This window comes from Hymenobacter sp. DG25B (assembly GCF_000801315.1).
GTDB lineage: Bacteria > Bacteroidota > Bacteroidia > Cytophagales > Hymenobacteraceae > Hymenobacter.
In genome coordinates this window covers 87539-101523 of the sequence record NZ_CP010056.1, presented here as the reverse complement: position 1 = coordinate 101523, position 13985 = coordinate 87539, and the positions used below count along the sequence as shown (strand labels likewise).

The window sequence follows — 13985 nt, the reverse complement described above, 5'->3', positions numbered from 1 at the left end:
TCTCCCTGGCGCTTTGACTGCCCGCCGTCAACGTGTTCCGGGAGGCCCCACCAACAGCCCAACGCCTGATAAAGTCCTATCTTCTCCGTTTCCGCCTATATAGTAACCCGCTTTTCGGTATCTATGTAGCATGATACGATCTATCCGCTCGACTGGCTTACTGGCCACCCTATTTTTGACCTTATCCTTCGCCGCCTGTGAGAAGAAGCAAACGCCGGCGCCCGCGCCCCCGGCGCCCATCAAGTTTGACGTTATCGTGCGGGATGATTATGAACCGAATAAGTATGCGCTCGACAACATCAAGATCCTGGATGCCACCTACAGTGGCACCACGGCGCATTTGAAGCTACAGGGCAATCTAAAAAACGGTAGCCTGCTCACCGTGGAGTTTTACCAACCCGAGGGGACGGCGGAAGCCAATAAGACGACGGGGGTACGCGTCCACTCCAGTTTGTGGGGGAGAGCATGGCCACGGGCGAGAGCAGCTATGAGCCGCAGAACCGCACGGTGACGGGCATCTTTCATTGCAACTTTAATCTACCCACCTACATGACCTCCGTCAGTGGCCTGTTCAAGGAGCAAAAGTTGCCTTAAGCCTCTTTGCCCTTGACTTGCTTTTATACATAAGGCCCCTGTTTCTAAGAAGGAACAGGGGCCTAACTTGTTTGAGCCAAAGCCCGGTGTCTCGTTATCCATTTTAAGATAACAGCGGATCGCCTAAGAATACCGTGTGTATACCGCTTCGTTCGGTGGATTTGCGTGTTCTATGGTCACTGATAAGCTAAAACCGGGTGATACAAGTTGCATTTTACCTGAGTGTGCTGGGAGTATTTAAACGGGGCATCTTTCCTGTCTTCCCTCCCGCTGCGCTTACTGGGAAACGATTAGTGGCAGGGCTTGGGGACCTACGCGCACCACGTACAGACCCCACGCTATGCCCGGGGGGAGCACCAGCGCCGCCGTGCCGGCCGCCGAGGCATGCAGGGTAAACACCGGCCGGCCCACGGCATCCAACACCGTCACGAGTGCGCCCGGCTGCACCCCGGTGAGCGTAGCCGATCCAGTAGTCGGATTGGGAAATAGCGCTAGTTCCCTGGTCGGTGCCACCTTTACCGTGCGCACGGGCGAAAGGGTGGCCGTGCCATCCTGGTCTACCTGGCGCAGGCGATAGTACACCAGTCCGGTGGCGTACTGACGAATGCCCTTGTCCACCAGTTGATACTCTTGCTGGTGCGTCGTGTTGCCGTGGCCTGCTACCTGGCCTACCCGTCGATACGTGTGACCGTCGGCGCTAGCTTCCACCTCAAAATAAGCACTGTTCTTCTCCGAAGCCGTCATCCAGGTTAGGCGTACGGCCTCTGGGCCGGCAAGGGTGGCGGTGAACTGCACCAATTCGACCGGGAGCGGGGTAGTAGAAAAGGGCTGGGTAAGCAGCTGGGTACAAGGGAGGCTCAGGATAAGGTTACCGCTACTTGCGGCCTGGGCCGGTACGATAAAGGTGAAGCCCGTAGCCGTCAGGTTACTGATGGCCGCCGAAGCGCCGTTCACCGTCAGGGCCGTGGCTCCCGTCAGGTTGGAGCCCGAGGCCATGACGGTGGTGCCCGGTGTCGCACTCACCGGGTTCAGACCCGTGATGGTGGCCGTGGGCGGAGATAACACCGTTACAGAGACGGGGCGGGTCATACTGACTCCCTGGGCATCCGTCAGGGTCAGCTGCACGGGCTGGGAACCCAGGTCAGCACACGCATATTCCAGGGAGGAGGAGGCACTGCCAACCGGATACGTATAGGTAGCGCGCACGGCCAACTGCTTGCTGGTTCCGTTGCAGGGGTCGCCGTTAAAAAAGCCGCTGCTCGCCGAAATATTCACCGTGCCTCCCCGATTCAGCAACGCCTCCTGGACGCGGGAAAGGCTATTGGGCGCGTTACAACTGCCCAGCGTATAATTGCCCTCACTGCCGGTAGGGTTGCCGAAGCTGGCAAAATCGACGGATGTAAACACCGCCCCGGCCGGGGCCGTGAGCGAGAGCAGCCCTGGTTCGGCCATGGTACCATACACCGTGCCCGTGCGCAGCTTCTGCACTTCAAACGTAATGGCCCCGCAGCTGGCCGTGCTGCCCGCATCGAAGGCACCAGCCCCCACGGTACCCTGGCCGCTACCGGCCAGCGTTAACGTCGGACTTTGCAGGTTGGGCGTCAGACAAGGTAGTACGGTGAAGGCGGTACTGCTGGCCGAGCCGCAACCAGCATCCACGCTGGTCGTACCTGTGGCCGTGGCCCCGGCTGGCACGACAAAGGTGAAGCTGTTGTCGGAGTTGTTGGTCACGCTGGCCAGCGCGTCGGTGCCGTTCACGCTCAGGGCCGTAAGTCCTGAAAGTCCTGTACCAGTTGCCACGACGGTGGCTCCCACGGCCGCACTGGCCGGCGTGAAACGTATCAGCCCCGGCCCGGGGCCAATTACTAACTCCGGGAACTGATAAATATTCGCATCTATATAACCCTTACCGGTGCCTATTTGGCCGTTGCTGTTATCGCCCCAGGCCCAGACAGCGTGGCAGCTCTGCTCCCCCGCCGCGTGGTAGTAACCCGCTGCTAAGCTGGTCCAGGCGTTGCCCGGCAGTTTCATGGGCGGACGGCTTCCAGCACTGCCAAGTTGTCCTAATTCATTGGAGCCCTAGGTCAAAACCTCCCCACTCGCCTGCAGTGCCAGCGTAAACTCTTTGCCAGCGGCCACATTCGCCCACTGGGTTTTGCGGGTGCTACCGCCGTACCCAATCTGAATGGGTGAGGGACGATCAAAGAGCGCAGGAGTACCCAACTGGTTATACTCGTTCCGCCCCCAGCCCCACAAGGTTCCATTCGCCTGGATGGCCATGGTGTGAAGTCCACCAGCGGAGGCACTCACCCAATTGGTGCCGGTGCCGACCTGTGTCGGGCCTCGGTTGATAGCGTTACTAGCGTTGCCGGTGCCTAACTGGCCGTATTGATTGAAGCCCCAGGCCCACAGAGTGCCATCCGTTCGTACCCCTACGGCGTGATATAGACCGGCGTCTACGGCAGCCCAGTTGGTTTCGGTCCCCACCTGCGTGGGTACATCAAAGTACCCGCTCGGGCCATTGCCCCAGATCCAGAGCGTTCCGTCCGCCCGCAGGGCGACGGTATAATCTTCGCCGATATCCACTGTAGCCCAATTGGTGGCGGTGCCAATCTGCACGGGTACGTAGCGCCGTACCAGGCCGGTGCCATCCCCGACTAAACCGGCCCCCCAAGCCCACAGCGTCCCGTCCGTACGTATCGCCGCGGTACCTGAACCCGCCGACACCGTGGCCCAGTTATTGTCCGTCCCAATTTGGGTCGGCGCGTTGCGGTTGGTGGTGGTGCCATCCCCGAGCTGGGCGCCATGGTTCCATCCCCAGGCCCAAAGCGTACCGTCGGCCCGCACGGCTACCGTGTGCTGGTAACCTGCCGCCACGGTTCTGGCCCGAAAAAACAAGGCCGGGCCGACCAGGCTCGTGCCGCTGGTGGCAGTGGTAGCCGTAATGGGGCCGCTCTGGGCTCCGGTTGGCACTACAATACCTGTTATCTGGGTGCCCGCCGCATTTACCGTGAAACCACTGGTCACGGTTTTTACCCCGGCACTGCCGGTAAAGTTGATGCTAGTGGTGCCCGTGAGGTTGGTGCCCGTTAGGGTAAGCACCGTGCCTGGCGTGCCCAGGTAAGGGCTCACCTGCGCCAAAGTTGGGAGAGTCACAATGGTGAAGTCCTGAGGGCTGACCGCACGCTGGCCCCCACTCAGGGTCGCGGTGAGGGGCCCGGACTGCGCCCCGGCTGGTACCACCACATCCGTGATTTTGGTCCCGTCAGTACTCATGCGAAAACCGGAGTTGACGACGACCCCGCCCGGGAAGGTAATGGCCCTGGTTCCGCTCAGGTTGGCCCCGGTCAGGCTTAGTGAGGTGCCGGGGCCGCCGATGCCAGGCGTAAAGCTGCTGATGACCGGCACGGGAGGCGTTGCCACGGTAAAGGCAACCGTGAAGTCCTGGAACGTGCCATTGCTGGAGGGGAGCAGGGTAGCGAGCAGCTGGTTGTTAAGCCATACCAGCACCTGCTGATTAGCCGGCTCATCGCCCATCACGCGCTGGGCCGCTTTTAGCCGCAGCTGATAGCTGCCCGCTAAGGCCCCGCCCAGAATCTGGCGGAAGCCTACGTTGAAGTTGTCACTTTGGATAAACCCCACGTGCGTGCCGTCGGGGGCTGTGGGGCTACTAAAGGCGCTGCCGTTGGTGGCAATGCCGCTGGCATCGGCAAACGTCCAGCCAGTGCCCGTGGGGCGGTAGCCGTAGAGGTCGGAGCCCAGACTGCCGGTAGTCTCAAAGCCAGGATTAGCAATCATTCCCGGCACGGCCGCACCGGTTGCGGCATCTACGAGTTCCAGCTGGTCCAGAAAGGCGGTTACATCAAAGCCGGGAAGGTAAACACTACCTCCACCCTCAAAGCGCAACTCCGCCCCCACGGCAAACACGGCGCTGGTAAAGCTATGGTACCCGCCGTCATTGGCCGGCACACTGTTGCCCAGGTCGCGCCCGTCTACCAGCAGGCGCACGCCTTGGTCGGCCGTGCCGAAGTTGCGCTGGGCCAGCTGCACCCGCACCTGGTAGTAACCCGCGGCCAGCTCCGGCAGCGTCTGGCTGAGGCTGGTGCCGCCACTAGCCGGCTGCAGAAATGCCGCGTGAGTGCCATCGGGCGAAGCCGTCGGATTTCCTAGGGCCCCACCGTCGCTGGTAATGCCGCTGCGAGGGGCAAAGTTCCAGGTGGCACCGGTGGGCTGGTAGCCGTAGCTCCCGTTATCTAGGCTAGTGAAAGTCTCAAAGCCAGCGTTAGGCACAGCCCCGGCCACCACCGCGCCGGTCACCGCGTTGATGATTTCCACTTGATCGACGAAGGCCGTTACGTCGCCGGTTGTCACGGTGGCTTCCAGGCGCAGCGTAGGGGTACCGGCCCAGGCCAGCAGCGGGATCCAGGCCAGCAGCAAGGCTAGGGCGAGACGGGCAAAGCGACCGGGAGCGGTCCAGTGTAGCGGGTAGAATGGGAGCATGGTGAGGACAGGCAGGGCCAGAGAAAAACAAGTCCAGCCGGGGCGAAAGAGAAAAATGAACCGGTCAGATGACGCTGGCCCCGCAGCCGAGGGCCTACCTCTGGCTGCGGGGCACTATGGTCAGACGCGCCACACCCAGGGCAGCAACGCCACAAGTACCAGCGGGTTAAGACAGGCTCAAGGTTTGCCCATGGAAGCTCTCCATCCTAATTTAGACCGTAGACAAAGTGTAGACACTTTTATAAGTGTTTATAATTCAAGATTATATATTTGATTATTAGTCTATAAAATCAAGCAATGGGTACTTGGTTGGTGGCCCGGCCAGGCTGATCAGATAGGCGGCAACAGCCTTCCCCTACTCCCCTACAAGTGGCTCGGCGGCGGGCGGTGTCCGGCCGGCCGCCAGGTCGGCGGCAGCCATCTTCTTGTACAGGCGGGTCTTGGCGCGGCGCACACTGGCCGGGTCGATGTTGAGCAAGGCGGCAATTTCCTTGGTCGAGAGCTGGATGTGGAAGTAGCTGGCCAGCCGCTGCTCGTGCTTGGTGAGGGCGGGATAGTGGACCTGCAGTTCCTCAAAAAAGCGGGGATGGACCTGCTCGAAGTGCCGCTTAAACTTGCTCCAATCCTCATCCAGGTAAAGACTGGTTTGCAGGATGGACTGCAGGCCCGTCAGGTCCCGTTGCGTGTCCGGGCGCTGCTTGCTGAGCTCCTGAATCTGCTTTTGCAGCTCAGCCAGCAAAGCACTTTTTTGCTCCACATACAGAGTGGTGGAGGCCAACTCCCGCTGATTAGCCTCGAGCTGCTGTTGCAACTCCTGGTTGTTTGCCTCCTGCTGCTGAATGTCGGCGCTCAGCTGCTGACGGTGCTGGTCACGGGCCTGCTGCCGATGCTGCATCTCCAGCAGCACCGTCTGGATGTGCTGGTTTTTCAGCACGATTTCGCGGTGGCGCAATTCTTTTTGCTGGATGTTCAGGGCCAGGTCATTGGCCTCGCGCACTTTAGCCAGCAAGGTCTGCTGCACGCTTTGCAGACGAATGCTAATGGCGGCGGAGAAGCCCAGCGCGTGCGAGACAATAGCCAGGTCGGGCAGCAGCAGGTTGCCGTTGTTGTCGAAGCCGAAAACGATGTGGTAGCCCACCATGAGCACTACCAGGATCAGCGGCAGTGCATTGGCCAGCAGGTACGTACGGGCCAGTGGCAGCCGCAGCCGGTATGCCACTGCGGTGGTGGCCAGCAGCAGGCCCACCACCCCGAAAACCAGCACATTATCCAGCAGCAGGGTATAGTAGTTCAGGAAAAAGCCGCTTATATTCACCAGTCCCACTACCGCCGTGAACACGACGTAGGCGCGTAACGCGTAGCGTAGCGCGGCATCGAGCCGCGGCAGCCGGGCCTGGGTGGGAAGGTAAGCCCGGGTCATCTGCACGAAGCCCGTGAGCAAGAGTACCACACTCAGGTGCATCAGTACGTTGTTGAGCGAGTAACCATAGCTCTGCCCAGAGGCCAATACCAGTTGGCTGAAAACCGGCGCGGGCCACACCATCTTAAAATAGCCCGGAACGCGGTGATGTACAACATCGCCCCCACCTGGGTACATAGGTAGTAGAGGGTGGTCCGGTCGCGAAAGCGAATGTACGTAGGCAGGTTGGTGAGCAGCAGCAGCCCCAGCACCGCCATGGACACAGTCCAGGCGATACGAAAAAATGCATCTCGGCTCCGCGCTTCCGCTTCATTTTCCAGTTTCACCTGCAACCGAATGGCGGGCGGCAGGGCCGCCCGCTGGTTTAGGCGTATCAGCACGTACACCGGGGTAGTAGACTGCCCTGGCAGGAGTAGCCGTAAGGGGCCCTTTACCCGCTGGCTATCGGTAACGACCGCCACGCCCGCCCGCCGGGTGCGCCAGGTGCGGGCATCTTCATCGAAATAAAAGAGGGTGTTGTCGAGGTTAGGCAGTACGTTCAACTGCACGGCCGCGGTATAGCGGCTTGGATTGCGCACCGTCAGTTTCAGCCAAAACCGATGATCCTGCGCCAGCCGCAGTGAGTCGGCAGCCTGGAAGGCCAGGGTGGTATCGGTACGGATACGCTCCCAAGCGTAGTTCCGGTCCGGCAGCACCCCCACCGTTCCCATGGAAGGGGGAGTCATACTAGCCCTGCCTCCCAGCGGCTGTGCCATGCCCCGCTGCATACTGGCAATCAACAGCAACAAAAGCAGACAGCAGGACTTTGGCACTGGGTAGGGTTGAAAACGAAAACACAAGCAGGCAATCCAATGCCAAAGGTAGAGCACTCTGCTGGCCAAATGGTATACCCGTCCTGAGCACTCCTAAATTGCTCGAACAGGAGGGCTGGCATAGGTAGGCTCAATTAACCATAAAGCTACTTATGGGTCTTTAGTGAAAGCCCTTGTAAGTTCCGCTCCGTAAAATTTATCGGAACCTATCCCTTCTTATTCAAGGTGACCACACTACCCGCTGGTCAGTCCGGCTACGTGTTGTAGGCGCCGCTCAATTTCAAACTTGCGTTCATAGCCCGAACCCGCCGGAAGCGTCCATTCCAGCGCTTCCAGCAAATCCGGGTGGGTTAGCACTTCCCGGATCTGCTGCTGGATATATCGTCGCACCCCTTCATCCGCAGCGGCTACTTCCTGCGCCAGCTGCGGGCGGTTGTCCACCAAATGCACCACGTCTTCCAGATCTTGGCTCAGCCGTAAATCTTCCCAGCCACGGTCGCGCAGGGCGACTAGCTTCGTGGCCAGAAAGTAGACCGGTGCCAGGAACCGGATGCTCGTCCTGTCTGGCAGTTGGTAATCAATCGCATGAGCAAACCCCTCCGGATACAAGGGATTGATGAAGCCTAAGATATCGCCTTCTGTGGGCATCATATCAACCACCAGCTGCCCAAAGCGCCAGCGGCAGATTACTCCACTTTCCATATCGTTGGTAAACCCTAGAGCCCGCAATTCTTCTTCTAGCTGATAAAAAGAAGCCCAAGGCGCCCCTTCCACAATGCAGTCGACATCGTCGGTGACCCGGGGCTCGGGGATACCCAAAGAGGTAGCCGCATACAGGTTCACGGTTGCCCACCCACGAAAACCACCCGCTCCCGCAAGGGACCTAAGACCTGGGCGACTGCTTGTAGCCGAACCAGATTGCGGGATGGATTAAGAGGCATGCATCCGCTGGGGTAAGGTTAAGAGTCGCTGCTGGAGTAGCCCCCCGGCTAGTTTCACTTCCCGCGGCCGCCCTAACCGAATCGTATCGACTAAGGCCAGCAGCTCATACAGAGTCGGATCCTGCCGGGCGGCCGCTGGGGCGCCCGGATACAAAGGCGTCACGGCGGCACCCCAGGCCTCGCCGTCGGCCGTCGGCCACACATAGGCAATGCCTTCCCCAAATTGCGGCTGCAGGAAGGATGCGCTGGGGCCGGTCAGCACGCCCCGCGCCTGAAAGCCGGGATGGGCCGGAAACACATAGGGCAGCCCGTGCCGCAAAAACTCGACGAAGGCGCGCCGCTGAACCCGGCGGCCTTCAACCAACAGGCGACTATTCTGACACCGCCGCAAGGCATAGGATACCTCGGCCGGACTTAGGCACAAGGCCTGGGCCAGTTGATTGCTTTGCCACGGGTGCGGTTCGCGCCGCCAGGGCCAGCATGAGGACCACATCCTGGGGGCGCAGAGCACGGAGTTTTTCCATTTTTATAGAATGATTCATAATTCATGAATCATCAATACAAAGTAAGAAAACTTCCTCGAAATAGGAAGTGCAACGCTATTTCGAGCTCTGGTGTGGCTAATAACAGCTCCCAACCCAGCGTTTAAGAAAGGTGACACCAACTTGAGTCCTTCGGCTAACCTCGGTGAAACGTGGGTTAGTGTGGAAGGCGCAGACCCCGGCTATGGGCGAAAAAACAGGTCACTTAAATGAGCCCCTCGGAGCCAGGTGCCGGAGCCCAGGGGTGAATAGGCCTTTCAATTCGGCGGGATTTTCGCCCGCTGGCGGGGCGGAATCCCCGTTGGCCGGAATTGCCTTGGGCGCCAGACGGGGCCAGGCTAAGTTTGTGCCATCCTTTACCTATTAACCCAACCAGCCCCATGAATTACGCTGCTCTTCGCCGTCCTTTTGCTGCCCTGCTGCTGAGTGCGGCCCTAGCGCAACCTGCCGTGGCCGCCACGCCCCCAGTTGTATCCCCTACCCCTATCATGACCGACAACCCCGCGGCCCACCCCAGCTTCACGGTGCGCGTGGTGGGCAAAGGGCAGCCCGTGCTCCTGATTCCCGGCCTGACCTGCCCCGGAGCCGTTTGGGACGAAACGGTGGCCCGCTACCAAAGCCGATATCAATGCCACGTGATCAGCCTGGCGGGTTTCGGGGGCGTGGCGCCGGCCGCTGGGCCAGTTCGACAGCCCGCTTTCTGCCCGCCGTGCGCGACCAACTGCTGGCTTACATCAAAACCCAAAAGCTGGAGCGGCCCGCCATTATCGGGCACAGTCTGGGCGGTTTTATGGGCCTGTGGCTGAGCACCACGCAGCCCGAGGCCGTGGGCCCACTCGTGATTCTGGATTCGCTGCCCTTCCTGGCGGCTGTTCAAAACCCGGCTACCACCGTGGAAACTGCCCGCCCCATGGCCGAGGGCATGCGTCAGCAAATGAAAACCGGCAACATGTCGGTGGCTCAGCAGCGACAACTAGCGACTGGCATGGTGTCGGACACCGCCCACCAAAGCCTGGTGGCCCGTTGGGGCCAGGCCTCAGACCCCGCCAGTGTGGGTCAGGCCATGTACGAGATGTACACGACTGATCTGCGCGCTGCCCTGGGCACCGTGCGGCAGCCCGCCTTAGTGCTCGGCAGCTGGGCTGCTTACCAGCCCTATGGGGCCACGCTGGCCTCGACGCGCGCCATCTTCGCGGCGCAGTACGCCCAGCTGCCCCAGCACCGCATCGAAATGTCGCCGGCCGGCAAGCACTTTTTGATGTACGACGACACGGCCTGGTTTTTCCAGCAGACCGACGCATTTTTGCAGGCCCACTATGCGGGAAAGAAATAACCTTGCCGCCGCGCCGATCTGGCGCAAGTAATTCGCTTTTACCTGCTGACTGCCATGTCCATGCTTTCTGCTCCGAAGCCCAGCCGCAACTACTGGCGCACGCAGGTCCTGGCCTGGACGCTGTACGGTATTTTCAACCTGGTCCTGTACCGGGCGTTTGTGCCCCCAACCAGCAGCACGCCCCGGTGGGTATTCGACGTGATGAGCGTCCTGATTGCGGCCACGGCGCTGGGTGCCTCCCACGTGCTGCGCCAGCTGATCTGGCGGGGTCAGTGGCTGGCGCGGCCACCGCTGGCCCTGCTCGGCCGGCTGCTGCTGGCCAATGCGGTATTGGCCGTGGGCAGTGTGGTCATGATTGGGCTGGTTTCAAAGCTGGCACTGCCGCTTTCGGTAGCGAGCCGTGGACCGCAAGGTTGGGCCGCCCAACTGGGCTATTGCATGAACCTGGCCATTCTGCTCACGCTGTGGGCGGCAGCCTACGTGGGGTGGTACTACCTGCACCGCTCACGTCGGGCCGAAATCGAGAAGTGGCAGCTGACGGCCGCCGTGCGCGAGGCCGAGCTGAACACACTGCGCGCCCAGCTCAATCCGCATTTTCTCTTCAACGGGCTTAATAACATCCGCGCGCTGGTGAGCGAAGACCCCGAGCGCGCCCGCCAAGCCCTGGCCCACCTAGCGGAGCTATTGCGCTACGTTATGCAGCACAGCGCTACGCCCCTGGTGCCGCTGGGGCAGGAGCTGGATATTGTGGCCGACTACCTGGCCCTGGAAGCCTTGCAGCTGGAGGACCGGCTGCAGTATTCCCTCGACGTGGACCCGGCCACCCGGGCCGTGCCGCTGCCCCCGCTCACGGTGCAGCTGCTGGTGGAAAACGCCATCAAGCACGGGGTGGCCGGGCGGCCGGCAGGTGGCTCCGTGGCCCTTACCGCGCAACTCGACGCGGACGGCTGGCTATGCCTGACGGTGCGCAGTCCCGGACGCTACTACCCGGCCCAGGCCGCTGAAAGCAGCGGTCTGGGCTTGCGTAGCCTGCGGGAGCGGCTGGCCCAAGCATTTGGCCCGGCCGCGGCGTTTGCCTTGGCCAATGATCCCGCCGCGGCCGACACCGTACTGGCCACCTTACGCCTGCCCGGGTCCACGCGTATGGCGCCGGAACTGTCTTCCGACTTCACCATTCTACCCCTGGTCCGATGAGAGTGCTGCTCGTAGATGATTCGCGCCTAGCCCGCGCCGAGTTGCGCCGCCTGCTGGCCGCGTTTCCCGATGTGGAAGTGGTCGGCGAAGCCCGTCACGCGGAAGAGGCCCGCGCTCAGCTCGCTGCCCTCCGCCCCGATTTGCTGTTGCTCGACATTCACATGCCCGGGGAAACGGGGTTCGAGCTGTTGGCTTCGCTGGAGGCGGCGCCGCCGGTGGTGTTCACCACCGCCTACGACGCCCATGCCCTGCGCGCCTTTGAGGTCAATGCCCTTGATTATCTGCTCAAGCCGGTGCAGGAAGCGCGCCTGGCGGCCGCGCTCGACAAGGTGCGCGCCCAAATGCCGGCGGAAAGCCCGGATAACAGGCTCCAGTCCCCGGCTACAGCGGCTCCGGCCTTGCTGACCGGGCAAGACCAGGTATTTGTGAAAGACGGCGAGCGGTGTTGGTTTGTGCGCCTGGCCGATGTGCGACTCTTTGAAATCAACGGCAGCTACACCCAGCTCTATTTTGACCAGCACCGCCCGCTGATTCCGCGCACACTGGCCCAGCTCGAAGCCCGCCTTGACCCAAAAGAGTTTTTCCGGGCCAACCGCCAGCAGATCATCAATCTGCATTTCGTGGCCGGCGTCGAGCCCTGGTTCAGCCACAGCCTGCGCCTGACCCTGCGTGGCGGGGCCGAGGTCGTGGAAGTCTCGCGCCAGCAGTCGGTGCGGTTCCGCGAGCTGTTGAGCCTGTAGCCGGCGTGCCGATCTTCCTATTATGTTGCGGAGCGGCTTAGGGCAGGCGGGGAAGTACCGTAACAAACTCTCCAACCCCTACGACTGACCTGTCCGTGCCACCGGATTGCCATCACGCCAGCGGCTATTCCAGACAAGGCGGGAAGGGTAAGCACTTCGGAATCAATCCGCTTGGTTAGAACCCCGATGCAACGAGCGTTTCATAAACGTGATAAAGGGATAGGCCGAGACATAACACCCGTTAAACGTGCGTGGCTGTTGCAGAACTCCCGGAGTAGTGGTGTAGACCGTTTGGACCGGCTTGGAAGGCCCATTCAGACTGCTCTAGGAAGCGTACGGGCCCTTGCTAACTGCTATCTCCACGGCTAAGACCAGTTGAACGGAGTTCTGCAACAGCCACGTCCGTTTAATAAACGTTATAAGGGAGTATCTTATACATGGCAGATCCAAGTCGGAAGGCAACATAGGCGCCATAGGCATTTAACGGCGTGGCCATAGGCCACATTAGAAAGCGGAAGTGGTCTAGGAATGACAGGCAACAGAAGGACTTGTCTTTCTTCTGCCCGTCATTCCTAGACCACCTCCGTTTTTCATTTATTCGCAGGAGAAGCTGAGTACTTGCCTTATCAGTTTCAGTGTGACTGCCTCACTAATACTTCACTGAAATAAACCGGGGGCGGAGGTGGTGTGGGTGCTTGTGAATGTCGGCAATGAAGTCGAAAGAGTTGACGTTGTAGCTGATCAGTAATTCCCCTGGTTTGGACAAGTGCGGGTGGGCTTTGGCGTTATAGGTGTAAAAGTCCAGGTCCTCGTACACTTCCGGCGTCTCGTACATCTTTTTTGCTGGCTGGAAGGGCCCGGCTGGGGTCTGACCGGTCTGGATAGCAATGGTGGGTGAGTTGGTATCGAGCTGGTAGGATGCCAGTACCCGGCCGTCCTCCATAAAGCTGACGCTCATCTCGTTGGACACCCGGCTGGTTAGAGCGGCGGCCTTGTGTACATCCGGGCCCCAGGTGCTGCCGTCCCAGTAGCGCCACTGGCTGAAGTCTTCGAACGCCTTGTCCGGCACGCGCGCCACTAGTAGTTCTTTGTTCACGCCCCGCACACCATACACATAGATATAGCCGTCGGGCTTGGGGGCTTTGGCGCCCACTGTATTAGCCAGTACGGCCACGCCAAACACCACTTTCCCCTTGCCGTTGCTGTTCGGAATAAACAGCGGAGTATCCAGCTGCCGCTGGTTGGCAAACGGCGGTCGGCTGCCCTTGGGCAGGGCAATGAGGGAAACGCCGATGTCCTCAAACGGATACACGCCCCCCGGTAGACTTTTAATCAGGTAGGCAAAGATGTAAATAGTGCTATCCTTCTGGTGGTTGAAAAACCCGTCGCCCAGCCAGTAGTAGTTGCCAGGCTGGGATTTAGGGGTCCGGGGCTCAAACATGGATGCAGCTTTGCCCTTGCCATCCTGGCGCCAGTGGAACTTGATTTTCTCCGGGTCGGGCACGTTGCCTTGCAGGTAGCCTACAGAGTTGTGCACCATCTCCCAGTCAGGCTGCAGAGAGTCATCCTGGATGGCCCCGATGATGGTATCGCTAAACCAGAGGAATGTACCTTTTCCCCCCGCCTCCCCGGACTTTTCAACGCCATTCAGCGCCACGCTGTAAATGCCATCCGCGCCCAGCCAGCCCTTGTTCTGCAGCAGCATCTTGTCCCACTGCGGTTCCGCTACGGCCCGTACTTGTTGGGTGGGCAGGGCAGCCGGACTACCTGCTGCTGCGGCGGCAGAGGTAGTTTGCTGCTGGCCGCATCCGCCGAGAGTTAGGACCAGCACGGCAGAGAAAAGTAGGGCGGCACCAGTCCGGTGGCGGCTAGGAGTACAGGGTTTCATACTTTGATGTAGTTGCGGATT

The 13985-nt window shown here is 60.5% G+C and carries 12 protein-coding genes; 5 read left to right on the top strand and 7 right to left on the bottom strand.

The window, feature by feature from the left end:
* Nucleotides 1-130 precede the first annotated feature (130 nt).
* On the top strand, nt 131-511 hold the full coding sequence (locus PK28_RS17780) for a hypothetical protein (RefSeq protein ID WP_044518066.1): 381 nt from the start codon (nt 131-133) through the stop codon (nt 509-511).
* 359 nt (nt 512-870) lie between these two features.
* Here PK28_RS17780 and PK28_RS19365 read toward each other — a convergent pair whose 3' ends face one another.
* The 6 genes from PK28_RS19365 to PK28_RS17750 form a co-directional block, all read right to left on the bottom strand.
* A complete protein-coding gene (locus PK28_RS19365; protein WP_048826584.1) occupies nt 871-2625 on the bottom strand; it encodes an IPT/TIG domain-containing protein in 1755 nt (584 codons plus the stop codon).
* Between the two features lie 48 nt (nt 2626-2673).
* Complete coding sequence (locus tag PK28_RS19360; RefSeq protein ID WP_082017253.1) at nt 2674-5094, bottom strand: RCC1 domain-containing protein; 2421 nt, start codon at nt 5092-5094, stop codon at nt 2674-2676.
* Between the two features lie 355 nt (nt 5095-5449).
* Nucleotides 5450-6601 carry a hypothetical protein gene (locus PK28_RS17765; protein WP_156126560.1) on the bottom strand — a complete coding sequence of 384 codons (1152 nt, stop codon included), beginning with the start codon at nt 6599-6601 and terminating at the stop codon, nt 5450-5452.
* Complete coding sequence (locus PK28_RS17760) at nt 6556-7239, bottom strand: 7TM-DISM domain-containing protein (protein ID WP_156126558.1); 684 nt, start codon at nt 7237-7239, stop codon at nt 6556-6558. The genes PK28_RS17765 and PK28_RS17760 overlap by 46 nt, the downstream gene beginning before the upstream one ends.
* A 321-nt stretch (nt 7240-7560) precedes the next feature.
* Nucleotides 7561-8169: a nucleotidyl transferase AbiEii/AbiGii toxin family protein gene (locus PK28_RS17755; protein WP_048826582.1), complete on the bottom strand. Its 609-nt coding sequence runs from the start codon at nt 8167-8169 to the stop codon at nt 7561-7563.
* A gap of 87 nt (nt 8170-8256) precedes the next feature.
* Nucleotides 8257-8586: a hypothetical protein gene (locus tag PK28_RS17750; protein ID WP_156126556.1), complete on the bottom strand. Its 330-nt coding sequence runs from the start codon at nt 8584-8586 to the stop codon at nt 8257-8259.
* A 603-nt stretch (nt 8587-9189) separates the two neighbouring features.
* Here PK28_RS17750 and PK28_RS20810 point away from each other — a divergent pair.
* Genes PK28_RS20810 through PK28_RS17735 form a run of 4 tightly spaced genes read left to right on the top strand, consistent with a single transcriptional unit; the run spans nt 9190 to nt 12076 of the window.
* A complete protein-coding gene (locus PK28_RS20810; protein WP_197070533.1) occupies nt 9190-9615 on the top strand; it encodes an alpha/beta fold hydrolase in 426 nt (141 codons plus the stop codon).
* Nucleotides 9519-10142: an alpha/beta fold hydrolase gene (locus PK28_RS17745; RefSeq protein WP_197070532.1), complete on the top strand. Its 624-nt coding sequence runs from the start codon at nt 9519-9521 to the stop codon at nt 10140-10142. The genes PK28_RS20810 and PK28_RS17745 overlap by 97 nt, the downstream gene beginning before the upstream one ends.
* Before the next feature lie 54 nt (nt 10143-10196).
* The gene (locus tag PK28_RS17740; protein ID WP_048826576.1) at nt 10197-11336 is read left to right on the top strand and encodes a sensor histidine kinase; all 1140 of its coding nucleotides are present in this window, start codon (nt 10197-10199) and stop codon (nt 11334-11336) included.
* A complete protein-coding gene (locus tag PK28_RS17735) occupies nt 11333-12076 on the top strand; it encodes a LytR/AlgR family response regulator transcription factor (protein WP_044518059.1) in 744 nt (247 codons plus the stop codon). The genes PK28_RS17740 and PK28_RS17735 overlap by 4 nt, the downstream gene beginning before the upstream one ends.
* A gap of 649 nt (nt 12077-12725) precedes the next feature.
* Here PK28_RS17735 and PK28_RS17730 read toward each other — a convergent pair.
* Complete coding sequence (locus PK28_RS17730) at nt 12726-13907, bottom strand: DUF5005 domain-containing protein (protein ID WP_197070531.1); 1182 nt, start codon at nt 13905-13907, stop codon at nt 12726-12728.
* Nucleotides 13908-13985 lie beyond the last annotated feature (78 nt).